This window comes from Sorangium sp. So ce834 (assembly GCF_051521425.1).
GTDB classification, from domain to species: Bacteria; Myxococcota_A; Polyangia; order Polyangiales; family Polyangiaceae; genus Sorangium; species Sorangium cellulosum_D.
Map to the genome: position 1 here is coordinate 10,673,350 of NZ_CP150351.1, position 23,200 is coordinate 10,696,549.

19 protein-coding genes are annotated in these 23,200 nt (G+C 70.4%); 12 read left to right on the top strand and 7 right to left on the bottom strand.

Annotated elements, in window-relative coordinates:
- Positions 1-6 precede the first annotated feature (6 nt).
- Positions 7-2,856 carry a CehA/McbA family metallohydrolase gene (locus WMF20_RS39305; protein WP_437606887.1) on the top strand — a complete coding sequence of 950 codons (2,850 nt, stop codon included), beginning with the start codon at positions 7-9 and terminating at the stop codon, positions 2,854-2,856.
- Positions 2,857-2,942: 86 nt separating this feature from the next.
- Here WMF20_RS39305 and WMF20_RS39310 read toward each other — a convergent pair whose 3' ends face one another.
- From WMF20_RS39310 to WMF20_RS39320, 3 genes are all read right to left on the bottom strand, one after another.
- Positions 2,943-3,953, bottom strand: a complete 1,011-nt coding sequence (locus tag WMF20_RS39310) for a Uma2 family endonuclease (RefSeq protein WP_437606888.1) — start codon at positions 3,951-3,953, stop codon at positions 2,943-2,945.
- A 10-nt stretch (positions 3,954-3,963) separates the two neighbouring features.
- A complete protein-coding gene (locus tag WMF20_RS39315; protein ID WP_437606889.1) occupies positions 3,964-4,674 on the bottom strand; it encodes a hypothetical protein in 711 nt (236 codons plus the stop codon).
- A 64-nt stretch (positions 4,675-4,738) separates the two neighbouring features.
- A complete protein-coding gene (locus WMF20_RS39320; protein WP_437606890.1) occupies positions 4,739-4,957 on the bottom strand; it encodes a hypothetical protein in 219 nt (72 codons plus the stop codon).
- Positions 4,958-5,226: 269 nt separating this feature from the next.
- On the opposite strand from WMF20_RS39320, the gene WMF20_RS39325 reads away from it, so the two are divergent.
- On the top strand, positions 5,227-5,460 hold the full coding sequence (locus WMF20_RS39325; protein WP_437606891.1) for a hypothetical protein: 234 nt from the start codon (positions 5,227-5,229) through the stop codon (positions 5,458-5,460).
- Between the two features lie 25 nt (positions 5,461-5,485).
- Here WMF20_RS39325 and WMF20_RS39330 read toward each other — a convergent pair whose 3' ends face one another.
- Positions 5,486-6,328, bottom strand: coding sequence for a hypothetical protein (locus WMF20_RS39330; RefSeq protein ID WP_437606892.1), 843 nt, complete (start codon positions 6,326-6,328; stop codon positions 5,486-5,488).
- A gap of 713 nt (positions 6,329-7,041) precedes the next feature.
- Here WMF20_RS39330 and WMF20_RS39335 point away from each other — a divergent pair.
- The 5 genes from WMF20_RS39335 (at position 7,042) to WMF20_RS39355 (ending at position 12,648) form a co-directional block, all read left to right on the top strand.
- Positions 7,042-7,974 carry a hypothetical protein gene (locus tag WMF20_RS39335; RefSeq protein WP_437606893.1) on the top strand — a complete coding sequence of 311 codons (933 nt, stop codon included), beginning with the start codon at positions 7,042-7,044 and terminating at the stop codon, positions 7,972-7,974.
- A complete protein-coding gene (locus WMF20_RS39340; RefSeq protein ID WP_437606894.1) occupies positions 7,968-9,545 on the top strand; it encodes a serine/threonine protein kinase in 1,578 nt (525 codons plus the stop codon). Before WMF20_RS39335 ends, WMF20_RS39340 begins: the two co-directional genes overlap by 7 nt.
- Before the next feature lie 257 nt (positions 9,546-9,802).
- Positions 9,803-10,456 carry a hypothetical protein gene (locus tag WMF20_RS39345; RefSeq protein ID WP_437606895.1) on the top strand — a complete coding sequence of 218 codons (654 nt, stop codon included), beginning with the start codon at positions 9,803-9,805 and terminating at the stop codon, positions 10,454-10,456.
- 48 nt (positions 10,457-10,504) lie between these two features.
- Entirely contained in the window at positions 10,505-11,356 is an 852-nt protein-coding gene (locus WMF20_RS39350; RefSeq protein ID WP_129579092.1) for a hypothetical protein, read from the top strand.
- 278 nt (positions 11,357-11,634) lie between these two features.
- Positions 11,635-12,648, top strand: coding sequence for a tetratricopeptide repeat protein (locus tag WMF20_RS39355; RefSeq protein ID WP_437606896.1), 1,014 nt, complete (start codon positions 11,635-11,637; stop codon positions 12,646-12,648).
- Between the two features lie 283 nt (positions 12,649-12,931).
- Here WMF20_RS39355 and WMF20_RS39360 read toward each other — a convergent pair whose 3' ends face one another.
- Positions 12,932-13,186: a DUF6968 family protein gene (locus tag WMF20_RS39360; RefSeq protein WP_437606897.1), complete on the bottom strand. Its 255-nt coding sequence runs from the start codon at positions 13,184-13,186 to the stop codon at positions 12,932-12,934.
- A 1,571-nt stretch (positions 13,187-14,757) separates the two neighbouring features.
- Here WMF20_RS39360 and WMF20_RS39365 point away from each other — a divergent pair.
- The 4 genes from WMF20_RS39365 to WMF20_RS39380 all read left to right on the top strand — a co-directional run bounded on the left by WMF20_RS39365 (position 14,758) and on the right by WMF20_RS39380 (position 20,744).
- Entirely contained in the window at positions 14,758-14,922 is a 165-nt protein-coding gene (locus WMF20_RS39365) for a hypothetical protein (RefSeq protein WP_237244517.1), read from the top strand.
- Between the two features lie 717 nt (positions 14,923-15,639).
- Positions 15,640-16,629 carry an L-threonylcarbamoyladenylate synthase gene (locus WMF20_RS39370; RefSeq protein WP_437606898.1) on the top strand — a complete coding sequence of 330 codons (990 nt, stop codon included), beginning with the start codon at positions 15,640-15,642 and terminating at the stop codon, positions 16,627-16,629.
- Positions 16,630-17,236: 607 nt separating this feature from the next.
- Positions 17,237-18,430 carry a YcbK family protein gene (locus tag WMF20_RS39375; protein WP_437606899.1) on the top strand — a complete coding sequence of 398 codons (1,194 nt, stop codon included), beginning with the start codon at positions 17,237-17,239 and terminating at the stop codon, positions 18,428-18,430.
- Between the two features lie 256 nt (positions 18,431-18,686).
- The gene (locus WMF20_RS39380) at positions 18,687-20,744 is read left to right on the top strand and encodes a PrkA family serine protein kinase (RefSeq protein ID WP_129579099.1); all 2,058 of its coding nucleotides are present in this window, start codon (positions 18,687-18,689) and stop codon (positions 20,742-20,744) included.
- Positions 20,745-20,792: 48 nt separating this feature from the next.
- On the opposite strand, the gene WMF20_RS39385 is transcribed toward WMF20_RS39380, so the two are convergent.
- Both WMF20_RS39385 and WMF20_RS39390 read right to left on the bottom strand, forming a co-directional pair.
- Complete coding sequence (locus tag WMF20_RS39385; RefSeq protein ID WP_061607276.1) at positions 20,793-21,056, bottom strand: hypothetical protein; 264 nt, start codon at positions 21,054-21,056, stop codon at positions 20,793-20,795.
- A gap of 33 nt (positions 21,057-21,089) precedes the next feature.
- The gene (locus WMF20_RS39390; protein ID WP_129579100.1) at positions 21,090-21,845 is read right to left on the bottom strand and encodes a PP2C family protein-serine/threonine phosphatase; all 756 of its coding nucleotides are present in this window, start codon (positions 21,843-21,845) and stop codon (positions 21,090-21,092) included.
- 132 nt (positions 21,846-21,977) lie between these two features.
- Here WMF20_RS39390 and WMF20_RS39395 point away from each other — a divergent pair, with 132 nt between their 5' ends.
- Positions 21,978-23,159 (top strand): FIST signal transduction protein, encoded by a 1,182-nt coding sequence (locus WMF20_RS39395; protein WP_437606900.1) that lies wholly within the window; start codon positions 21,978-21,980, stop codon positions 23,157-23,159.
- The last annotated feature ends 41 nt before the right edge of the window (positions 23,160-23,200 follow it).

Sequence of the window (23,200 nt, forward strand, 5' to 3'; positions counted from 1 at the left end):
GCACCGATGATCCGCTCGATCGAGATGCCCCGTCGCGAGATGCCCCATCGCTCCCCTGCCAGCCTCCTGCGCGCTCGTCGCGCCGCGCCCCGCGCGCCGCGGCGCGCCGGGCTCGCCGCGCTCGCGCTCGCCGCGGCCGCCTGCGCGCCGCCGGTGCAGGGCGGCAGCGTCGCCGTGTCCTCCGGCGCGGCCGAGCGGCTCGGCATGCTCTGCCGGTGGGGGCACGGCGGCGGCGAGCAGGGCGAGCTCTGCCCGGGCGACGCGGTCGCGGCGCGGCCTGCGCGCGTCCGGCGGATCGCGGCGCCCGCGGACGCGCTCTCGGGGCCGCTCGCGGCGGGGCGGCCGGGCGACTACGTGCTCGAGAACGACGAGATCGCGGTGGTGATCGAGCAGCTCGGCCCGGGGACGGGCCTCGCCGAGGGCGGCGGCCACCTCATCGACGCGGCGGACGCGCGGGAGCGCAGCGACGAGCTCGGGCAGATCGTCCCGCGGCTCGGCGCGCCGCCGCGGCAGGTGATCTACCGCGACATCGCGACGGGCGCCGGCGAGGGCGGCGCGGCGTGGATCGAGGCGCGCGGCGTGGTGCGCGGGCGCGAGCTCGAGGGCGGCGCGCTCTCCGTCACGACCCGCTACACGCTCGCGCCGAGCGGCCGGGCGGTCGTGATCGCGACGTCGCTCCGGAACGACGGCGACCGCCCGGTCGAGGCGCTCGATCTCGGCGACGTCGTCCACTGGGGCGCGGCGGAGCACGTCGCGCCCGGCGCGGCGCCTGGGCTCCGCGGCGAGCACGAGGCGCCGTACCTGGCCGGCGTCGGATCCCGCGTCGCGTACGCGCTCGTCCCGGCGGGCGGCGGGGCGATCCGCGCGCGGAGCGGCGCGGGCTTCAGCGACGCGACGTTCGCGCGGCAGGCCGCGCTGCCGCCGGGCGGGCGCGCCGCGTACCAGCGGATCCTCGCGATCGCGCCGCGCGGCGACGCGCTCGCCGTCGCGACGGAGCTCTTCTTCCTCGGCGGGGGCGCGCCCGGCGGCGTCGCGCTCGAGCTCGTGGACGCCCGCGGCGCGCCGCTCCGGCCCATGGCCGGCCGGGCCACGCTGACGCCGGTCGCCGAGGGGGGCGCCGCGCCGGCCGCCGGCGCGCTCGACCTGTGGATGCGGACCGGCGAGCGCGAGCCGCTCGCCGTCGAGGCGCCGCCCGGCCTCTACCTCGTCGGCTTCGAGGGGAGCGGCCGCCGCGCGGTGGGGACCGCGCGGGTCCGGATCCGCGCCGGCGAGATCGCCCCGGCGCGGCTCGCGCTGTCCGGCGTCGGCCAGCTCGATCTCCGGGTGGAGGAGCGCGGCGCCCCGGCGCCCGCCGCGGCGCCCGCGCCCTCCGCGGCCCCGGGCCTCCTCGGCCCGCTCATGCCGGCGAAGGTCGGCTTCTTCGACGCCGCGACCGGCGAGGCCGTATCGCCGCCCCGGCTCGCGCTCGCGGGCGAGCTCCGTCTTCCCCTGCCGCCCGGGCGCATCCGGGTCGTCGCCTCGCGCGGGCCCGAGTACGCGCTCGCCGAGGCGACGGTCGACATCGCCGAAGGCGCGCGGTCGCCGCTCGAGCTCACGCTCCAGCGGGTGGTCGACACGTCGGGCTACATCGCGTGCGACCTGCGGCAGCACACGGCGCGGAGCGCCGACGCGGGCGTCCCCTCGGCGGTGCGGCTCGCCTGGAGCGCGGCGGAGGGCGTGGAGTGCGCGGTGGCGACCGAGCACAACCTCGCCGCCGATCTCCAGCCGGACGTCGCCGCCCTGCAGCTCGACGCGCAGCTGCGCATGCTGCCGGGCGTGGAGCTCACGAGCGGCCGGGGCGGCGCCGGGCTCGGGAGCCTCAGCGTGTTCCCGCTCGGCGGAGAGGCGGCCGCGCCCCGCGAGGGCGCGCTGCGGTGGGGCGACGAGACCGCGGGCGAGATCCTCCGCGAGGTGCGCGCGCTGCCCGGGGAGCGCGTCGTCCAGGTGAGCCGGCGCCATGGCGGCGGCTCGCCGCTGCACGGCTCCGTAGCGCCGGAGGGCGCGCCGGAGGAGGGAGCGCGCCAGCTCGCGCAGCTCGTCGGGGACGGCGGTGGCGCGGATGCGCTCGAGGTGTGGACCGGGCGCGAGGTGGCCGCGCGGGACCGGGCGCTGGAGGAGCTCTGGGCGCTGCTCCGCGCGTCCCGCCCGGTCACGCCGACGGCGACGAGCGACACGCACGGGCTGCACGGCGCGGAGGCGGGGACGCCGCGCACGTACGTCGCGGTGGGGAGCGACGATCCGGGGCGGCTCGACGTGGGGGACCTCGTCGCGGGCCTGCGGCGGCGGCGCGACGTCGTGATCACGAACGGGCCGTTCGTGACGATGCGCCTCGGCGAGGCGCGCCAGGGGGGCGTCGCCTCGGTGCGGCGCGGGGCGCGCGGGGGGCCGCTGACGCTCGCGATCCGGGTCGAGCGCGCGCCCTGGGTCGACGCGCGCGAGCTGCATGTGCTGGTGGGGGGCGTCGCGAGCGGCGAGGCGATTCCGCTGGAGGGCGCGCGCACCACGGCTGCGGGCGCGCTCGTCGATGAGGTCGAGATCCCGGTGGTGCTTGGAACGGGCGGCGGCGGGCGAGGGCCGGCGCGGCCGGGCGCCCGCGTCGGAGGGGCGGGCGGCGACGGGCGGGGCGGGAAGGGCGGGCGCGGTGTGATCGCCGTCGTCGAGGACACCTTCGTGGTGGCGATCGTCCGGGGGCGGCGGCCGCTCGAGCCGGTGCTCACCGGGGATCCGGGCGAGATCCTGCCGTTCGCGATGACGGCACCGCTCTGGATCGACGCCGACGGCGACGGCCGGTCCCTCGGCCGAGCGGCGGCGCCGTAGCGCGGCGAGCTTCGTGGCGCGCCAGGCACGGCAGCGCAGCCCCGCGGGAGCGAAGGTGCCAGCCGATGAAGCACGATGGCTGCGTATCAAAGCCCCATCGGGGCGACGGCGGCCCAGAGGGCGTCGAGGTCGATGGCAAGCCCTTCAGGACCCACCTGGCACATCGTCCCATCGATCGCAGCCAAGAACACGATGTAGCGGCCTCCGGATCCGAGCTCGAGGACCTCGAGCGTGCGGTTGCGCGCATCGACGAGCCAGTACCATCGTACGCCCAGCGCACCGTACTCCCTGCTGGTCGTCAAGCGTGCACGCCGTTGGTCCACGGGGTTTGCGGAGATGACCTCCAGGACCAGCCTCGGCGTCGAGGGAGCGCCGGTGTCGGCAGACGGATCGTTCGGCACGTAAACGCAGACATCAGGCTTTCGACCCGACACCGTCGATACGGCGAGCTTGTGCCCCCGGCCGCACACGACACCTCCACGCGGCAGTGCCCACGCACGCAGCACCGTGAGAAGCCAGGCTGCGACGGCGTCCTCCAGCGCCGTCGAGGTTTTCTCCTCGACGAGAACGCCTTCGCAGAGCTCTCCGGGGCCGTCGAATGCAAGCCACGCTTCGATCGTCATGGGCTCGACGCGGAGGATGCGCGGCATCTGCCGGCCGGGCGGCACCGTCTGCTCCTCGGTCGGGCCTTCCCAGCGGTCCCACCCCTCCTCGGGCTCCCCGATGTCCAGCGCACGAAGCACCCCGCGCGCTGCCTCGACGATCGGCTCCGGCGCGGGGCTCCGGCCCTCCCAGGTCAAGAGCCGATCGCGCAGCTCGGACACCGACGCGACGAGCCCCGTCGCGTCGCCGGAGGAGCGAAACGCCGTCGTGGCATTCTCGAGCGCCGCCGAGAGAGCCTCGCCGGTCGGCGCCTCCTTTTGCGTTCGCATCGCCTTCGCAAGGAGACGCGGCGCTGCCAGGAGCGCCGCGACGTTCAGCGCGGTCGAAAGCCCGAGCGCGAGCGCTCTTGCCTGATCCTCCGCCCCTCCCAGCGAGCTCGGCGTCACGCTCCCAGCGGCCCGATCCGGCGCATTCGTCTTGAGCTCGTCCGTCATGGCTCGTTCCTCAAGGGTCCTTACAGATAGGACCCACGAAATACCCTTTGAACGCGGAAATCCCCCCCGCTCCGATCGCGACCACGCTGGTCTGCGAAGGCTTCCCGAGCTCGACACAGACGTACGCACACCAGGACGTGAGCACCAGGCTCTTCAGGAGATCGGACACCCAGTCAGGACAAATCGAGCATCTGGACTTGCCACAATCGGTAACGAAACACAAGTGCCTTACCGGCGGAGCATTGTATTTGCATGGCACGCGAGAGGCGCAGCCCTCATCGAATTCGCATTCGCTTTTTTCACGCCATGCTGGAAACGTCGCCGGATCCAGCGTCGCCAGCCATGCATCCGCCGAGGCCGCTGCTGCTGGGAGGTACTGCTGCATGAGCTGTTCGAGCGCGGCCTCATCCAGCGTGCTGGGATCGATGCCCGAAGACTCCGCCTGGGCGACCAGGTACGCCGTGGTCAGCGACGCCTTCGCTTGGGCGAGCACGAGCTGTTCCGGATCCACCTGAGCCAACGCCTCGGCGGCCTCCTCCTCCTCCTGCGTGGGCTCTGGAGCGACCGGATTCTCCGGCGTCGCGCCCGTGTCCGTTTCGTTGCCCGTCGTGTCCTCCTCGGTGATCGGGCCCAATCGGATGACGCAACCCGGAGTCGTCGAGTACCCAACGGATATCGCCAGACCGCAGGCGAGCACTCTGGCACGAACGGTTCTCCTCATGGCAACAATTCTCCTTGTTTCGGGCGCGAATAGAGCACCATAGGGCCTTGGGTCGGATCAAACCTCATGACGCTTCGATGGCCGCTGCCAGGACCCGGAGCTTGTGCGACATATCGTTGTCGTTGCTCGACGACGCCGTGGCGATAAGCCAGACGACGGCGGCCTCGTGAGCAGCGCTCGACACTTGTTCCTCCACGAGGCAGCCGTCCACCAGCTCGCCGGGCTCGTCCTCCGGCAGCGCAGCCCAGACGGCGATCGAGAGGCGCTGATCGCTCGTGGACATCGAAGCGGCGCTCGCATGCACGGCCCTGACCCCTACCACGGTTTCCCTTTCAGCGTGGACGCGCTCGACGCCGGCATACGCAACGCGAGGCCGCCCGGCGGACCGATGCCGGCGCAGGCAGGCCGGACGGGCACAGCAGCCGATCGCGCGGCGGAGGCCAGCGTAGGTACGAATCATCGTCCGCGAACGGGCGAACCCGTTGGATTTGTTGGCAGATCGTCTCCGGCTGCGGCGAGTGCGACTGTGAGCTCGACGGGGAGCCGTGCTCGATGGAGTTCGAGTACGACAGCGACCCGGCGTGCAGCGACCTCTTGCTGACCCATACGCCCACGACCGAGAGCGTCTGCATCGATCTGGCGGAGCCCGCGGCCCTGGGCGGCATCAAGCTCCGCATGCTCGCGGAGGGCCACGGGGACTGCATCGATCGCGGGCGGGTGGGGCTCGGCGAGACGATCGAGCCCGGGTGGGGCCAAACGTTCTGCTGCAAGCCGCTCGGCGGCTGATCTCGCCGGCGCCCGCAGCGGCGGCTCAGCTCACGAGCTCGCCGTCCCCGGCGCCCGCTTCCTCTTCTTCTTCACCCGCCGCCGTCTCCCCTGGCTCCTCCTGGCTCGCCCCCGCGCCGGCGGCCGCCCCGCCATACCGCTTGCCGGCCCGCTCGGAGGCCTTCAGCACGGGCCCGCGGATCGTCTCGATCGCCTCGGCCGGCGCGTCGGAGAGCTCCAGGTTGGCGAGCACCGCGGACACGGCCCGGAACCACTGGCTGCGTGCGGCGGCGATCGTCGCCTTGGTCACCGGCGCCGTCTTCTCCTTCGCGGCGAGCTCGTCCCGCCGGTGCTCGATCGCCTCGAGCTCCTTGCCCACCTTGATCCACCGCTGCGTCGTGTGGAGCAGCGTCGTCTTCCCGGGCGCCGGGATCCCCTTCAGGAACTCGCCGATCGACGGCTCCTCGTCGAGGAGCCGGGCGATCCGCGCGGTGTTGCCCGCCTCGGCGGTCGGCGACGCCTTGAGGATGTTGAGCCCGCCCGGAAACAGCTTCGCCTGCACCTGGTCGCAGGTCGCGGCGCGCTCTCTCTCCGGAGGGTCCGCTCCGAGGCAATGCTCGCGGTGCGCGTCGATGCCCCAGCACACGGCCCTGGCGAGGTGATCATGGCGCACGTCGACCCGCCCGAGCTCGTCGTTCAAGGCGCTCATCTGGGCCGACGGCCCCGCCTTGCTCGGCCGCACCGCGAGCACGGCCTCGTGGGCCGAGACCACCTTGGGGTGCAGGCCGGTGATCTCGGGGATCGAGAGGAACAGCCGCTTCCGTTGCGCGTTCTCGACCCACGGAGATACGAGCGCCACCATCTCTTCGATCATCAGGTGCTTCAACATCGCAGTCGACCTCCTTGACCGGGGTACAGCGTGTCCGGCAAGGAGACGGCGAGGCGGACGAGCCCGTCAAGCGACCCGCCGGTTTCCGACGGCTCGAGACCAACCCGGCCGGCCCAAAAGGAGATGCCACGGAGGTCTCGACCAATCCCGGCGCTCGTTACGAGGCCGAGGCGAGGTCGCCAACCATCGCGGGGGGATCTTTTCAGGTCTGAATGAAGGTCCCAACCAAAGAAATTGAATTTTTTCATACAAACGAAGCGGTCCCGACCAGTCCACCGGCTCCCGAGGAGCCTCCCGGTTGGTCGAGACCCCGCCGCGGGCATCCGAGCGACCGGCTGTGAACCGCGCGGGGCGGGAGCCTCCCTGCGTGCGGTGCGCCCTGCGCCCAGCGCGATCGCGCTTGCCTTCGAGTCCTTTGCACAGCAACGCCCCCTCGCGCGAGCACGACAGCGACGGGTGACGGCTCCTGCCGCGGAGCTTTTCGCGACTGAAGGTGAGAAATTTCCGCGCGCCATCGCAATGCACAGCGCGACCCTCATGCGAAACGCGCGGCGCTTCTGCGCGCTCGACTGTGTCGTCGCGGTGGTAGAAAGGCGACGCCGCGCCGGATGGGCCAGCGTGGCGTCGTGGTCCCCCTCGTTTGCGCCGAGGTGAACCGTGCGTGCTCCTCTTCTATACGGGACCCTCTTCGGCAAGCGGCGGCGCTGGCCGTCTTGCTTGCCTCCACGTTCCCCCTCCAGGCCGCGGCCGCGGACCCTTCTGCGCGGGACCGTGAGGTCCAGGAGCTCATCGACGAGGCGGAGAAGGCCGCCAAGCGGCTCGATCTCGCTCGCGCCCGCGAGCTCTGGGCGCGGGTCAACGCGCTCAAGCCCATGACCATGGCCGTCTGCCAGCTCGGCTTGTTCGATCTCGGCCTCGACCGCCTCGAGGAGGCCGCGGCCGAGCTCGAGACGTGCGTCGAGCAGATGCCCGCGCCGACCAGCGACATCGAGCGCCGCCGCTACGAGGTGAGGCACGCCGCCCTGGCGGCGGTTCGTCAGCGGGTGGCCGAGCTCCACATCAGCCCCCCGCCGGGCACGGCGCGGCTGCTCGTGGACGGCCGCGAGGTGAGCGCGGGCGGCCCGGTCTTCGTCACGCCTGGACAGCACGAGATCACGGCGATGGGCGAGCAGGGGCAGGTGGCCCATGCGCTCGTGAAGGTGGCGGCGCGCGATTCGCGGCGCGTCTCGCTCGCCTTCGAGACCCCGAAGGCGGCCGCCTCGAGAGCCCCTGTACCGGCTCCGGTCGCGCCGGCGCGCTCCAGGTCGAACCCCTGGATCATCGGCTCTGGCGCGGCCGCCTCGGCGGCCCTGCTCGGCGCGGGTGTCGGGCTTCACGTCGCCGGCGACGCCGCGGAGAGCGAAGCGGCCTCCAAGGTGGCTCGCATGACCGACGGCTCGATGCGCCCGAGCAGCGCGCAGTTCCGCCGCTTTCACGACGACGCCCACGCGGCCGACCGTCGAGCGAGCCTGTTCCGCGGCGTCGGCTCGGCTGCGCTCGTCGCCGGCGCAGCGCTCGGCGCCGCGACGGTCGCCTACGTCGTCTGGCCGCGGAAGGCCGAGATCCGCCCGCGAGGCGCCGGCGCGGAGGTCAAGCTCGTATGGTAGCCGTCGGCGAGCTCTGGGAAGGCCACGAGCTGCTCAACGAGGAGCGCGGCCTTGTCCGTCACTTCCTCGCGCGGCAGGTCGGCGACACGGGAGCTCTCGTCTGGTTGCACCTCCGCGAAGGCGCGCGCCTCGACGAGGACATGTTCGCCGAGGAGCTCGCGCGCCTGCAGCGCCTCGCAGGCGAGGTACCGGAGGTCGTCCCCGTGCTCTACGGCGGGGTGAGCGGCTCCGTCGCGTGGGCAGCGTCGCCCGTGCTCGGCGACGCGGTCCCGCTCCTCGACGCTGCGCGCGGGAGCGAGCTCGGGCCGGATGCTCTCCAGGTGCTGATCGACGTCGGGCGCTGCCTCGCGCGCGCTCATGAGCTCTCCGTCATCCACGGCGCCCTCAGTCCGGACCGGGTCTTCGTCGTAGGCGATGGCCGAACCGCGATCACACACTTCGGCTTTGTCCGTCTCTTTCAGCTCGGCGCGGAACAAGCGCGTCACGACCCGTACGGGTACGCACCGCCGGAGCTCCTCTCCGGGGGTCGGCTGGGACCCCGCGCGGACGTCTACGGCTTCGGCACGCTCATGTACGAGCTCTTGTGCAAGCGCGCCCTCTCGCCGTGGACCACGCCCCCGAGCTTTCCCAGCGGTCTCCCTCCGCTGCTTCAGGCCGTGATCCAGACGGCCCTCGAGGAGAACCCCAAGCGGCGGCAGCCGAGCATCGGCAAGGTGCTCTCCGTCCTGACTCCCTTCGCGCGCGCGTGGGAAGAGCTCGGCGGACCGCCGGAGCTTCCCCACGCGGCCATCTTCGCGGAGCCGTCCGGCGCTCGGTGCGAGCCGGCCGAGGGAGCGCCGATCTCCGTGGAGGAGGACGAGGCGAAGCCGTTCGCCTCGGGTGAAGCGGGGGGACGAGCCAGCGAATTCCCCACGCCGCGCCCTTCCGAAGCGCCCGATACGGTCAAGAGCGTGATGCCGCCGCGGGGCGACGTCACCAGCGCGCCGCCGCTCGCCGCGCCACGACCTCCCGACACGCCCGACACGCTCAAGAGCGCCGTACCGCCGCGGGACGCGCGGGACAACGCCACCAACGCGCCTCCAGTCGCACCGCCGTTGCCCTCAGCGCCCGACCTACCGGACCTCGCTCCGATCTTGCTCGATCCGAGCCCGCCCGTAGCGCCGGCGCCCTCGACCCCTCCGTGTTCTCCGGTGCTGCCGGTAGCGCCGACGCCCTCGGCCCCTCCGCGTTCAAGCGGCACCCCTGAGCGACGCTCCCCCGCGCGCCGGCTCGGTGCCGTGCTCGCGCTCGCCTTCTTGCTCGGGAGCTCGGGAGCGCTCCTCCTCCGGTGGGAGCAGCCCCCCCGCAGCGTCGCAGCGCCGCACCTGGCGCGGCTCGTTCAGGGCGCAGCCGTCCGAGCCACCATCCCGCCTCCCCCGCGGCCGTCCGATGCACCGCAAGCGCCGCCGCCCGTCGCGCCTCGCTCCGTCACGAACCGAAAGGACGCGGTCACGCGGCAGGCCATGAACACGCCGTCGAAGGACGGCGATGTCTGTGACGGGTTCCTCGTTTGCGGGAAGCACCAATACTGAGCGAGGGGGAGGGGTTCACGATGCGATCAACATCTTACTTTGCTCTCGGTGCGGCTGCGCTGCTCGGTTGCGGTGAAGGCCTCGAAATTCCCGTACCCCGAACCGAGGATCACTCGGTACTGCTTTGGTCTGGTTCGGACCCGAACCCTCCACCATGCCCCCTGGGCCGGCTGGACTACTGGGACGGATGGGCCGATGTGTCTGCGAGCCCTCAGGAAGAGTGCGGGACGTGCAGCTGCGGACCTGCCCGATGCCTGTTGCCGTCCGAGTTTGTGGCCCACGAGGCGGCTCTATGCGCAGACGAAGGGATCTCGGTCAAGTTCGACACCGCAACGTACCAACGAGGGGAGTGCATCAAGGCCGATCCGCTCGTCCCGGATGAGGAGCTCGCTTCAATCACACTCAACCCGCCAGCGGTGGCGCCCCGGTGCGAGCCCTCGCAGCAGCTCACCCCGCCGCCACTTATCGGGATATTTGCGCGCGCTTGCCCGTGGGTCGAAGGCGACTTTGCCGACTTCGGCGGATTGACGTGCATCGCACCCGATCCCGATGGATCGTGCCCGCCGGGCTTCTCCGGTCGCTTCGAGTTTCAGGAGCGGATCAGCGATGCTCGCACATGCACTCCATGCACTTGCGGAGATCCTTCGGGTGGGAGATGTCTGGCGGATGTGGTGCTCTTCCGCGACACAGGCTGCTCCGATCTGATAACGTTGTCCAACGGAGTCGAGACACCTGCGTGCATCGATACACAACCGAACTGGTCGCTGGCAGCGGCACGCGTGATCCTCGCGCACGAAGAGCCGGGCGCTTGTTCGCCAACAGTGACCACGTCCCGCGTCGAAGGCACGATCGAGAGCGGTGAAACCCGCGTGTTCTGCTGCACCGAGCGTAGAGTCATCAACGATGATTGACCGAAGCAAAGGATGAGGCGCACGATGCGGACGGCTACATTTTACACATTGGCCACGTTGGCACTCATCGGCTGCTCTTCGCCGGTCACCGACGATGACCTGCCAGAGCCGGACCCGAGCAAGCTCATTCTGGTCTTCGGCGGACGGCAGGAAAACGCGCCACGATGCGATCCAGATGGGCAAATGCTGTGGGAAGGATGGACGGCGTGGTCCGAGGATCCGGGGCCGGACGAATGCGAGCCTTGTGAATGTACCCCGGCGGCCTGTGTGCTGCCGTCGGAGGTGTCCGCGAACAGGGTGGTTTGCCCCGGCGGCGACCCTGTCGTCACGCTCATCGGTGGCGACTCCTGGGACGGTGCGTGCAAGGCGGGGGCCTTCTCTGTAACGAGCAGCTCCTACGATTCCGTGACGTTCGAGCCGCCGACGCTCGCCGACTGTCAACCTGTCTCGCCTGTGCCCGCACCGTCGCGAAAGAACATGAGCTTCGTCCGTGCTTGTCTTCCAGGTTCAAGCATGATTATCCCCAGTTTCTTCCGCCAATGTTATCTCCCACAAGAGAACGGCGAATGCTGGCGAGGAAACCGGGCGCGTTTCGAATTCCCGGTCTACACGGACACTCGCACGTGTACCCCGTGCTCGTGCGGCGCGCCACGCGGAGGCAAGTGCACCGCACAAACCACGCTGTATAGCAATGAAGACTGCTCGCGCGAGGTTGGATCCATCGCTATTTCCAATGCGGATCGTCCGATTTGCACGGAGGCGATCGATGGAGAGATTGCAACAATGCGGTCCGCCTGGACACAGAACGAGCCTGGCACCTGCACCCCTTCGACGGATTCCAAGATCGTGAGCGGCAAGCTGGAGCGCGGTGAGACGCGCGTGTACTGCTGCGACCGCTAGAAGTGCGTCCTTCTTGGAGGCCAGCCCAGCCGCGGCCCGCCGTGGTGGGCGACGTGCCCGAGCTCGGTCGGGTGGACGGCGGCCGCGCCGAGCTTCGCCAACGTGTCTATCGACGTCCGCGCCGGCGCCGCCTGCCACCTGGAAGGGCGGCTGCGCCGCGTTCGCGCGGGCGGTCCTCATTACCATTACCGGCGACGTGCCCGAGCTCGGTCGGGTGGACGGCAACCGCGCCGATCTTGCCGGCATGCGCCTGCCAGACGCGCTATGCTCGCAGCACCATGAAACGCTCACCCGACTGGATCTCCCTATGCACCGACGCCGTCGACCTGGCAGCGCAAGACGCAGCAGACCTTGAGACCCGCCTACTGAAACATCCTGACGACATCGAAGCGCGCGTGAAGTTGATGGGCTTCTATTTCACGAACCTTAACGATGACGCACAGAACCGACGAGCAGACCACATTCACTGGCTGATCGCACATCATCCAGAGATCCACCTCGGCGCCTTCGCGCGCATGCACCCGGAACAACACCTGGATGCGTACAATGAAGGAAAGAAGATCTGGCTGAGCACGGTATCCGATAGGCCCAACGATCCCACCATACTCAGAAATGCCGGGGGATTTCTTTCGGCCGGAGACCCAGACATCGCCGAAGAGCTGTACGGACGAGGAGCCACGATCGAACCGGACAACCCAAGCTGGCGAGAGCTCCTAGGCGGTCTGCACTTCAGGTCCAGCATCGGATCCACATCGCGCGAAGAACGTATACGGCTAGCTCGACAGGCACTCGCGGAATACGAAGCGGCGCTCAGCCTCGAGCGCTGTACGCTCGGAGCGTTCGGAATCCTCATGGACATCGCGCAGGCGGCGGTCGTGTCCGAGGACTACCAGCGAGCGACCGAAGCCGCAGAGCGACTGCTTTCCGACGCCGAGGATCACGTCGACACATTTCAGTACGGCAATGCCATACATTGCGCACACATCGTCCTGGGAAAGGTCGCGCTTGCACGCAACGAGCGTGCCAGCGCGGCAGAACACCTGCGGGCCGCGAGCGACGTCCGCGGCTCGCCGCAGCTTGACAGCTTTGGACCTGATTTCGAGCTCGCATCCCAGTTGCTCTCCATCGGACAGCGAGACGCTGTCATCGACTACATCGACGGTTGCAAGAGGTTCTGGAAGAGGAGCGCATCCCTGCTGGAGACGTGGGCGCTCGCCATCGGCCGTGGCGAAACGCCAGATTTCTCAAAGCGCTGGACGAGTGAATCAAACTCGCCGTCGCAAAGTAGCTAGACGACGGAGACCGGGGAACCACAGGATCGACGCTGACGCGGTCGCCCCGGTCCTGGAGCGTCTCGCCGCAGGGGCGCTGAGCTCGCACGCCCAGCAGCAGGTGCTCGGCCAGGCTGACGCCGCGCGGCGGGCGCGCTCGTGGTGATCGTCGGCGCCGGCACGGCCGCGGCGGTCCTGGGGCTCTCGGCGCGCGCTGGATCTGATCACCACGTCGCGGCATCTCCCGCCTGGGCGCTTTGGAAGGGACGCCTGGTCTACTTTCCCTGTGACTTTCAGCGCTCCTTCAGGGGATCGCAGAAGACGTCCCGAAGCCGAGGTCGTCCTCCCCGAGCCATTGCAACTTGGCGCCGGCTGGGGCGAGCATGGTCAGGATGTGCGGCACAATCCGGCATCCCTCAAGGAGCGCCTGGAGCTCGTCGACACCGTGGAAATGGCGAGAGAACCTCTCATCGAATCTATCGATCTCAACCAGCACACGGAAGTTCCCGCCTGGCACTGGATCGCACTCTGGAAGCCCCGTGCCCTGGCGTCGGGGCACACGGAGGTCACACGGCGTGACGAATCCGGCAGGCTGCCTGCAACCAGGGCCGGAGCCGCCGGTCGCTCCGCTGCGGACGTAGCGGGCCAGCGGGTAGACGAGATGCCGCCGAGCTCGCTGCTTAACGCCTCAACCTACCGAAGCGGCCGGTCGCGCCCCGGCTCCCATGCGCAAAGACCGCGTGACGTAACGTGGTCCAGATCACTTGTTGACGCCGCCTCTCTGCTGGGAGATCGGTGCGCTCATCCGGAAGGGGAGGAAGATATGGGGTACAGCTTGAAGCTGAAGGCGATCGCGCTCGTGCTATGTGGCGGGCTCGCAATGGTGCTCGCGTCGGCATGCGACTTGACCTACAACTGCGACACGGTAGAGCCGGGGGGTGCGGGTGCTGGATACCCGACAGAATCCGTAGGGGCGGGAGACTACCCGAACAACGACGAAGAAGACGAGCCGGAACACGACGATGTGGGCAGCGCACAGCTTGCGATGGCGGGGGGGTGCTCGCCCGTTCACCCATGCACCGAGATGTACGAGAAGTGCGAGGATAAACGGGGGCGCTGTACGCGTGAGATCGATTCCGGCAGGACTCTTTGCGATTATTGTCGTGACGATTGTCAGAACAAGCGACCCTATAAATACAGCGAGTGCTATCAGTGTGGGTTTTATTGATCATGACAAAAGCAGCCCTCCTCCGCGCGGCGACGCATGTAGCCTTCGATGCGGCTACAACAGAGAGTCTTCTGAACATCGGCGCCATCAACGTGGTGCGAGCCTCCGACTGCCTTATTGTCGGACCAAGCCGCCTGGATGCCCTCGAACATGCCCGGACACGTGAGACATGGCGTTCTTTGTTCGAGGAGAGCTCGTTCAGAGACGAGTCGGGCGAACCGTGGGATCGGCTCTATTCGCCGGATATCCGCTGGGGGCTGCCAGTTGTCTTGTGGGTATCGGTGAGCCTCCGCGAACGAGTGAACCTATGGAGGGCCTGTCGCTGGTTGCGGCACCTCGGGATCGCGAGCGGCGAGGTCTTGGTCGCCGAGTTCGAGTTTGTGTTTGGCACGATAAATAGGTCTTACGAGCCACCGATCATGCCGCGGTTCAACTGCTCCGCGTCCGTGGCGCACCATCCTAATGAGGTTCTCCTGGATCGCCTCGATACGGCGTGCCCCTGGCCAGTGGAACGCTACGAACACGCCGTTCGCCTCTGGGAGTGTTACGTAGATGATAACCCATTGCTGTTCGTCGAAAGCTGCATCCGTGGCGTTGATGGATTTCCGGAGCTCGCTCCCTTGTGGGGGCTTCTATCATGCTTCTTTCCACGACAGGCCGCTGGAGGTACGCTACGTTTGAGCCGACTCGATGAGCTCATTTTGACCATCCTGTCGACAGAAGAGAACCTGACTGCCGTCTCTGTGTTTTGTCACAAATCGCAGTTTGGACTGGATTTGCGAGAGCTCCTCTCCTGCACAGGCGACTTGTTCCTGCGAGCGCGTCTAGACCAATGGGCAAAGCACGGCTCCGCTGCTGTGGAGCGCGCACCTGGCCCGAGGCCGGCCAACGCTGGCTCCCCTATGCGCTCGAAGGTGTACCGCCTCACGGAACGTGGGATGCAGCTCCGGGACAAGGGGCTCGATCGGCTCACGGATGCGCCAAGCCTGCCCATCGCTGGGACCGAGGCGTACTCGCCTTCGGCCCCCTGGGTGCTGCTCGAAGATGGACGGCTCTCTCGGCTGTGAGAGCTGGCTGCTGGCAGCGCGATCGGACGGGCAGTGCCGCAGATCGGCTCGCCGACGTCCTCGTTGACGCCCGCGCCACGTCCCCCCAAATAGTACCCGCCCTCACGTCGCATTCCGCGTATCGGCCAGGTCTTCCGCCATGTCCATGCGCACCCTCAGCAAGATCGGCCTGCTGTTCATCGGTGCGCTCGCCCTTGATTCGGCACCGGCACAGGCACTCGAGTTCAGCGGCGGCGTGAGCGTGGGCGGGATCCAGGTCGGAACCGAGCCCCGGCTTGCGGTGAGTCCCTTCGCCGGGTGGCTCTGGCGCAGCGAGGGGGACTTCCGGCTCGAAGCCCACAACATGCTCAGCATCATTCCAGGGGCAGGTGTAGGGGTCTACGACAGAACGGCGGTCACAGCCGATCATCCTGCACGAGGGTCGATCCGCGCAGGCGGTACACGGGCTCAGAGCTCACTCGACGCGGGTGCTCGCAACCGATGCGTCGGCGAACCTTCGTCGCCCACGAGTGCCGGCGCCACTACGATTCCTCTTGACGATGGCGACGGCACCATGCATGCGCCGTGCTCCGCGACGTCCGCGGCTGCAGCGCCGGCGGGGGCCGCGCCGAGCTCGCGCCCATGCGCCTCGTCGCCCACGCGGCTCGCAAGCTCGGCCAGGTGCCCCGTCGGTTTTCGTTTGCCTCCCGCCCGCCCGGGCAACATGGAGCGCGGCGCATGCGAACCGAGCGGCTCGCCGCTGACGCGGCATCCATCGCACGGGCGGCCGAGATCCTCCGCCGCGGAGGGCTCGTCGCCTTCCCCACGGAGACCGTGTACGGGCTCGGCGCGCGCGCCGACGACGCGGCCGCGGCGCGCGGCATCTTCGAGGCGAAGGGGAGGCCGCCCGGCAACCCGCTGATCGTCCACGTGCCGGATGTCGCGTCCGCCCGCGCGCTCGCGGACCGCTGGCCCGACGACGCGGAGCGCCTCGCGCAGGCGATGTGGCCGGGGCCCCTCACCCTCGTCGTCGCGCGCCGGCCCGACCGCGTCGCCGACGAGGTGGCCGCCGGCGGGCCGACCGTCGCGATCCGCGTGCCCGTGCACCCGGTCGCGCGCGCCCTGCTCGACGCGGTCGGGCTGCCGATCGCCGCGCCGAGCGCCAACCGGTCCACCGCGATCTCGCCGACCACCGCCGACCACGTCGAGAAGAGCCTCGGCGGGCGCATCGACGCCATCGTCGACGGCGGGTCGACCGCGGTCGGCATCGAGTCGACCATCGTCGACGTCACGACCTCGCCGGCGCGGCTGCTCCGGCCGGGGCACGTGGCCGCGGAGGCGATCGCCGCGCTCGTGCCGATCCAGACGACCGCCGGGCTGATCACCGCCACGACCGAGCGCGCCCCGGCGCCGGGGACCCACGCGCGCCACTACGCGCCCCGCGCGCAGGTGGCGCTGGTCCCCGCGGAGGCGGTCCGAGACGAGGTGGAGGGCGCCGTGAGGGGCGGCGCGCGCGCCGGGGCCATCGAGCGCGGGAGGCGCACCGCGGACGGGGCGCACGCCGAGGTCCTCCCCGGGGATCCGGCCGGCTACGCGGCGGCGCTCTACGCGGCGCTGCACCGGCTCGAGGACGCGGGGTGCGATGTGATCGTGATCGCCGCCGTCCCCGAGGATCCGGCGTGGGACGCCGTGCGGGACCGGCTGACGCGCGCCTCCGCGGCGCCCTGAGCCGACCGGGGTTGCGGCGACCGACCGGGTGCGGCGACCGACCGGGGTTGCGGCGACCGACCGGGGTTGCGCCGCGCGACCGGGGTTGCGCCGCGCGACCGGGGTTGCGGCCGCCCGACCGAGGTTGCGGCACCCGACCGGGGTTGCGGCCGCCCGACCGGGGTTGCGGCACCCGACCGGGGTTGCGGCCGCCCGACCGAGGTTGCGGCACCCGACCGGGGTTGCGGCACCCGACCGGGGTTGCGGCCGCCCGACCGAGGTTGCGGCACCCGACCGGGGTTGCGGCCGCCCGACCGGGGTTGCGGCACCCGACCGGGGTTGCGGCCGCCCGACCGGGGTTGCGGCCGCCCGACCGGGGTTGCGGCACCCGACCGGGGTTGCGGCACCGACCGGGGTTGCGGCACCGACCGAGGTTGCGCCCCGCGCCCGACCGGGGTTGCGCCACCCCCCCGGCGCCTCCCGCCCCCCCGCGCCCCCCGCCCGCTCGGCCCCCCCGCCGGCCGCAGGTGGGTTTTCACCCCCCGCCATGCCTGTTTGTGGCAAATCAGAGCCGCCCGCCCGCCGGGTGAGCTACCTTCCCTCGCGCGCCTCGCCCTCTATCGATCCCATGCCGGCAACGTCCCGCGCCGCCGCCCACCGCCTCGCCGCCGCCGTCGGCCTCGCCGCCCTGCTCGTCGCCGCCCCGCCGGACGCCGGCGCCAGCCTGCTCGACGAGCCGCCGAAGCGCGCGACCTTCAACCTGAACGAGACCGTCGCGCCGGAGCTGCCCCTCCTCCGCGCCTTCCGCAACGCCGCCGTCGAGCGCCCCGGCCCGCTCCGGCTCTACATGAGCAGCGCCTACGGGAAATGGCAGCACCAGCCGTGGTGGCAGCTCGCCTGGGGCGCCGCTCACCCGGACGCCGAGGCCAACCTCGGCGAGCACAACCTCGCCGCCGCCGCCCCCGCCACCCCCGCATTCGCCAGCGCCTACTCCCCCTTCCCCTCCCCGCTCGATCTACCAGGATCCCTCCACCTCGATCCGGCCGCGCCCGCGTGGCTCCGCCACCTCGATCCGATCCTCGGCCCGCCCCTCCTCGCGACCACGGGGCCGAGCCTCTCGTCGAACGGCTTCGACCTGCTCTGGGACCCGCCCAAGAAGCAACCGCCCGACTGGCGCTGCCGCAGAAGCCCGGTCCAGTTCACCCGGTACGGCGCCCAGCACGACGCCTTCGAGCTGGTGCGCTGCGACGGCTCCGTCGCGCCCGGCGCGCTCGATCGCCTGTCGATCATGGCGCGACCCCCCGAGGCGCCGGACCCGGGCGAGCAGCTGCCCGACGAGCCCAACGCAGGCACCTGGCTGCAGGCCCTCGAGTGGGTGCCCCAGGTCCGCCTCGTCCACCCGCGCCTGCTCTGGCTCCTCCAGCAGATCGCCGACGCCTTCCCGCGCCGCGCGATCCACATCTTCAGCGGCTACCGGCCGCGCCCGGCCGGCGAACCGCCGGCGAAGGGGAAGGCCTCCGGCACCCACCACAGCCAGCACGCCGAGGGGCGCGCGATGGACATCCTCGTCATGGGCGTCCCGAACACGGCGCTGTTCCAGTTCTGCCGCACGCTCGACGACGTGGGCTGCGGCTTCTACCCGAACAGCAAGTTCGTCCACGTCGACGTGCGCCGCCCCGGCACCGGCCGCCTCTTCTGGATCGACGCCTCCAGGCCCGGCGAGCCGTCGGAGTACGTCGATTCCTGGCCCGGCGTCGTGGAGAGCGGAGGCCTCTCCTGGGGCGCGCAGGACGCGCGCTCCCCCGCGCCGTCCACTCGCTGACGTCGCCTGCCCGCGGGCACCCTCGCACCTCCTCCGGGCTGCACCGCCGCGCTCGGGCCGCCCCGCAGATCATTCCCGTTCGGGATGGAGAGAGCTCCGGGGCGCAGCCGCCTTGCGTCCCCGCGATCGGTGTTAAGCTTGGCTTCCCCCCGGGCGCGCGGCGCACGACGGAGGCGGAGCTCGGTACGCCGGGCTCCGCTCCCGCACCTCCGGCGGCCAAGGCCGCCCCGCGGTCGCCTGGAGAAAAAGGTGCGAAATGGGCGAGTTGCGGACAGGGATGGTTGACAAGATCGCGGCGATGCAGGACTTCGCGCTCTACCGCGATCTCGCGTGGGAGGGCACGTTCGAAGAGTACCTCCAGATCGTGCGCCAGAACCCGCAGGTGACGCGCAACGCGTTCCAGCGGGCGTACGACATGATCATCCGCTACGGCATCGAGGAGTACACGGACAACAAGAAGAAGCTCATCCGGTACAACTTCTTCAAGGATGAGATGAACGGCGGCGCCGACGCCGTGTACGGGCTCGACATCCCGCTGATGAGGCTCGTCCACGTCCTGCGGGCCGCCTCCGAGGGGTACGGCCCGGAGAAGCGCGTCATCCTGCTCCACGGGCCGGTCGGCTCGTCGAAGTCGACGATCGCGCGGCTCCTCAAGAAGGGGATCGAGCACTACTCGACGACCCCCGACGGCGCGCTCTACACGTTCGACTGGGTGAACCTCGACGACGTCGGCATGGCCGGGACGGAGAGCGCCCGCTTCAAGTGCCCGATGCACGAGGAGCCGCTGCGCCTCGTGCCGCCGTCCTGGCGCGACCGCGCGTTCCGCGAGCTCGGCCTCTCGAGCCCGCAGTTCCACGTCCGCACCGAGGGCGACCTCGACCCGGCGTGCCGCTTCATCTTCAACCGCCTGATGGACAAGTACGGCGGCGACTGGTCGAAGGTCATGCAGCACGTGCGCGTGCGCCGCCTCGTGCTCAGCGAGAAGGACCGCGTCGGCATCGGCACCTTCCAGCCGAAGGACGAGAAGAACCAGGACTCGACCGAGCTCACCGGCGACATCAACTACCGCAAGATCGCCGAGTACGGCTCGGACTCCGACCCGCGCGCCTTCAACTTCGACGGCGAGTTCAACATCGCGAACCGCGGCATCGTCGAGTTCATCGAGGTCCTGAAGCTCGACGTCGCCTTCCTCTACGACCTGCTCGGCGCGTCGCAGGAGCACAAGATCAAGCCGAAGAAGTTCGCCCAGACCGACGTCGACGAGGTCATCATCGGCCACACGAACGAGGCCGAGTACAAGAAGCTCCTGAACAACGAGTTCATGGAGGCGCTCCGCGACCGCACCATCAAGATCGATATCCCCTACATCACCAAGGTGTCGGAGGAGATCCGGATCTACGAGAAGGACTTCAACAAGGAGAAGATCCGCGGCAAGCACATCGCCCCTCACACGCTCGAGGTCGCCGCGATGTGGGCCGCGCTCACCCGGCTCGAGGACCCGAAGAAGCACAACCTGTCGCTCGTCCAGAAGATGAAGCTCTACGACGGCAAGGTCCTGCCCGGCTACACGCAGGACACCGTGAAGGAGCTCCGCAAGGAGGCGTCGCGCGAGGGCATGGAAGGGATCAGCCCCCGCTACGTGCAGGACAAGATCTCGAACGCGCTCGTGAACGACCTCGGCGAGGGGACGATCAACCCCTTCATGGTCATGAGCGAGCTCGAGAAGGGCCTGCGCCACCACTCGCTCATCACGAACGACGAGCAGCGCAAGCGCTTCACCGAGTGCATCGGGATGGTGAAGCGCGAGTACGAGGAGATCGTCAAGAACGAGGTGCAGCGGGCGATCAGCGCCGACGAGGACGCGATCCAGAAGCTCGCCGCGAACTACATCGACTCGATCAAGGCCTACACCCTGAAGGAGAAGGTGAAGGACCGCTTCACCCGCGAGGACGTCGAGCCGGACGAGCGGCTGATGCGCTCGATCGAGGAGAAGATCGACATCCCCGAGAACCGGAAGGACGACTTCCGCCGCGAGATCATGAACTACATCGGCGCGCTCGCGGTCGACGGCAAGAAGTTCGAGTGGCACACGAACGACCGGCTCCGCCGCGCCCTCGAGCTCAAGCTGTTCGAGGACCAGAAGGACGCGATCAAGCTCCAGACCCTGGTGTCGAGCGTCATCGACAAGGAGACGCAGGAGAAGATCGACATCATCAAGACCCGGATGATCAAGTACTTCGGGTACAACGAGGTCTCGGCGCGCGACGTCCTCGACTACGTGGCCAGCATCTACGCGCGCGGCGACACGAAGTAGCCGCCCCGGGCGCGGCGCCTCGCGCGCCGCGCCCCTCGCGCCCCGGGATCACCCCTCGCGCCGGAGCCTGGCGATCTCGCGCTCCAGCGAGGCCACCGTCCGCTTGAGGTCGCGGACCTCCTCGGCGGTCGCCAGGCCCATCGCCTTGGCGAACGTCTCCTTCTGCTCCGCCGTGAACGAGGAGACCCGACCGGGCACGCTCATCGCCGTCATGAACAGCCGCATGAACCGCTCGTCCTGCATCAGCTTCGCCACGTTCGGGTTCGCGGCGAGCTTCATCCCCTCGGAGACCAGTTTGTCCTTGAGCGCCATGCGCGCAGCCTAGCCGACTTTCGAGCGGGCGCGTCAGCCCACCTCGACCAGGACCGCGGTGATGTTGTCCCGCCCCCCGCGCCGGTTCGCGAGCTCGATGAAGAGGTCGACCGCCGCGTCGCCGCCCTTCGAGGCGATGCTCGCGATCTCCTCCTCGGCGTGGAGATAGCCGTGCAGCCCGTCGGAGCAGAGCAGGTATCGATCGCCCGCCTCGACGGCCACGATCGAGGTGTCGACCTCGACGTAGTCCCGGTTGCCCACCGCGCGCGTGATCACGTTGCGGTGCGGTGAGCTCTTGGCCTCGTCCGGGGAGATGAGCCCGTTCTTGATCTGCCACGCGATCAGCGTGTGGTCCTCGGTCATCTGCACCGCGGTCCCGTTGCGGACCTGGTAGATGCGGCTGTCGCCCACCTGGCCGGTCACGAGCGCGCCGCCCACGATGAGCGCCGCGCTGATCGTCGTGCCCATGCCGCTCTTGTCGCGGTCGAGCTCGGCGATGGCGAAGACCATGTACGTCGCCGCCTGGATCGCGCCCTCGAGGATCCGCAGCACGGCGCGCGCCTTGGGCTGCGTGAGCGGCTCGTCGGGATCGCCGATGGCGGGCAGCCCGCGCTTGACCATGCCGTAGATCGTCTCGACCGCCTCGGCGCTCGCGACCTCGCCCGCCGCGTGCCCGCCCATCCCGTCCGCGACGATGTAGAGGCGGAGCTCGTCGTCCCGGAAGAACGCGTCCTCATTGGCGCGCCGGTGGCGCCCGACGTCGGTGCGGCCAAATGACTGGATCCTCATCGAGCTTGCCCGGTCCTTCGATCGCCGCCCGTGGGGAAAGCCCCGAGGCGCCGGCGCGACTCTCGCACGATAAACTTCTTCAGCGGGGCCTGTCGAGTGGGCGACGGCTCGGTTAGGATGGACCCGCCAGCCATGGCACGAAGCTTCTCCGCCACCTGTGGGCCGGATGGCCTCCTCCACCACCTGGCCGACCTGCGCAGCGCCGTCCCGTCGGCCTCGGGCGGGGTCGTCTTCGTCTCCGGGCAGCTCGCCCAGCGCGCCTCGGGCGTCGCCGAGCTCGTCCGTAGCACGTGGCGCGGCATCCCCGCCTGCGTCGTGCCCGCCGCGGGCGTGCTCAGCGAGCGCGGCGAGATCGAGGGGGACACCGGCGCGAGCGGGGTGCTCTGGTCCGGCGGGCAGGTCACGCCGTTCGCGCTGCCCGAGCGCGCCGAGGAGCCGGTGCGCCTCCTGCGCGAGACCCTCGGCCGCATCGTCGGCCGCCGCTCCGCGACCGCGATCCTCTTCGTACGGCCCGGGGCGTTCGCCCCCGACACGCTCGAGGCGCTCGCCTCCACCGCGCCCAGCACGTGCCTGTTCGGCGCCGGGACCGCGTCCGGCTCCGCCATCGGCGTCACGTCCCAGGGCGAGCTGCTCGAGGGCGCGACGGTCGGCCTCGCCATCACCGGGCTCGCCCCGCCCCTCGTCGACGCCTCGCCGGCCGTCCGGCTGCTCTCCGGCTTCCACCCCATCGAGGAGGTGAGCAACGGTATCGTGCTCCGCGCCGGCGGGCGGCCCGCGCTCGACCTCCTGTCCGCCGCGACCGCCGCGCTCGGCGAGCAGCCCAGCCCCCAGCACCTCGTCCTCGCCGCGCTCGCCGACCCGCCCGATCCGCGCGGCGACGCCGCCGATCCGCGCGGCGACGCCGCCACGCCGGCGGCGCCCCGCGACGCGCGCTACGTGCTGCGGCCGGTCCGCGGCGTCGATCCGTCGCGGCGCGGGCTCCTGGTCGGCGACGACGCGAGGCCCGGGGCGCGCCTCGCCTTCGCGGTGCGCGACGCCGCCGCCGGCCGCGCCGGGCTCGAGGGGATCGCCCGGCAGGTGTCCCAGAGCGCGCTCGGGTCGGCCCCGCGCTTCGCGCTCTACCTGAGCTGCGCCGGGCGCGGCCAGGGCCTGTACGGGGCGCCCGACGTCGAGGCGCGCATCCTGCGCCACCGCTTCGCGGATCTCCCGATCGCCGGCATGCACTCGAGCTTCGAGATCGCCCCGTGGGCGCCGGGCCAGGCCCGGCTCGCCCTCTACACCGGCGTGCTCGCGCTCTTCCGCGCGCCGAGCTGAGCGCCGCGCCAGCCGCCGCACGCGCGGCGCCGGGTCGCGCC

What these genes read in the sequence shown, in the direction of transcription:
- WMF20_RS39340 (WP_437606894.1), top strand. Translation starts at nt 7,968, where the DNA reads ATGGTAGCCGTCGGCGAGCTCTGGGAAGGCCACGAGCTGCTCAACGAG.
- WMF20_RS39385 (WP_061607276.1), bottom strand. Translation starts at nt 21,056, where the DNA reads ATGGCGCTCAAGGACAAACTGGTCTCCGAGGGGATGAAGCTCGCCGCG.
- WMF20_RS39305 (WP_437606887.1), top strand. Translation starts at nt 7, where the DNA reads ATGATCCGCTCGATCGAGATGCCCCGTCGCGAGATGCCCCATCGCTCC.
- WMF20_RS39320 (WP_437606890.1), bottom strand. Translation starts at nt 4,957, where the DNA reads ATGTCCACGAGCGATCAGCGCCTCTCGATCGCCGTCTGGGCTGCGCTG.
- WMF20_RS39310 (WP_437606888.1), bottom strand. Translation starts at nt 3,953, where the DNA reads ATGACGGACGAGCTCAAGACGAATGCGCCGGATCGGGCCGCTGGGAGC.
- WMF20_RS39365 (WP_237244517.1), top strand. Translation starts at nt 14,758, where the DNA reads ATGCGCTCGAAGGTGTACCGCCTCACGGAACGTGGGATGCAGCTCCGG.
- WMF20_RS39370 (WP_437606898.1), top strand. Translation starts at nt 15,640, where the DNA reads ATGCGAACCGAGCGGCTCGCCGCTGACGCGGCATCCATCGCACGGGCG.
- WMF20_RS39375 (WP_437606899.1), top strand. Translation starts at nt 17,237, where the DNA reads ATGCCGGCAACGTCCCGCGCCGCCGCCCACCGCCTCGCCGCCGCCGTC.
- WMF20_RS39390 (WP_129579100.1), bottom strand. Translation starts at nt 21,845, where the DNA reads ATGAGGATCCAGTCATTTGGCCGCACCGACGTCGGGCGCCACCGGCGC.
- WMF20_RS39355 (WP_437606896.1), top strand. Translation starts at nt 11,635, where the DNA reads ATGAAACGCTCACCCGACTGGATCTCCCTATGCACCGACGCCGTCGAC.
- WMF20_RS39325 (WP_437606891.1), top strand. Translation starts at nt 5,227, where the DNA reads ATGGAGTTCGAGTACGACAGCGACCCGGCGTGCAGCGACCTCTTGCTG.
- WMF20_RS39380 (WP_129579099.1), top strand. Translation starts at nt 18,687, where the DNA reads ATGGGCGAGTTGCGGACAGGGATGGTTGACAAGATCGCGGCGATGCAG.
- WMF20_RS39330 (WP_437606892.1), bottom strand. Translation starts at nt 6,328, where the DNA reads ATGTTGAAGCACCTGATGATCGAAGAGATGGTGGCGCTCGTATCTCCG.
- WMF20_RS39395 (WP_437606900.1), top strand. Translation starts at nt 21,978, where the DNA reads ATGGCACGAAGCTTCTCCGCCACCTGTGGGCCGGATGGCCTCCTCCAC.
- WMF20_RS39315 (WP_437606889.1), bottom strand. Translation starts at nt 4,674, where the DNA reads ATGAGGAGAACCGTTCGTGCCAGAGTGCTCGCCTGCGGTCTGGCGATA.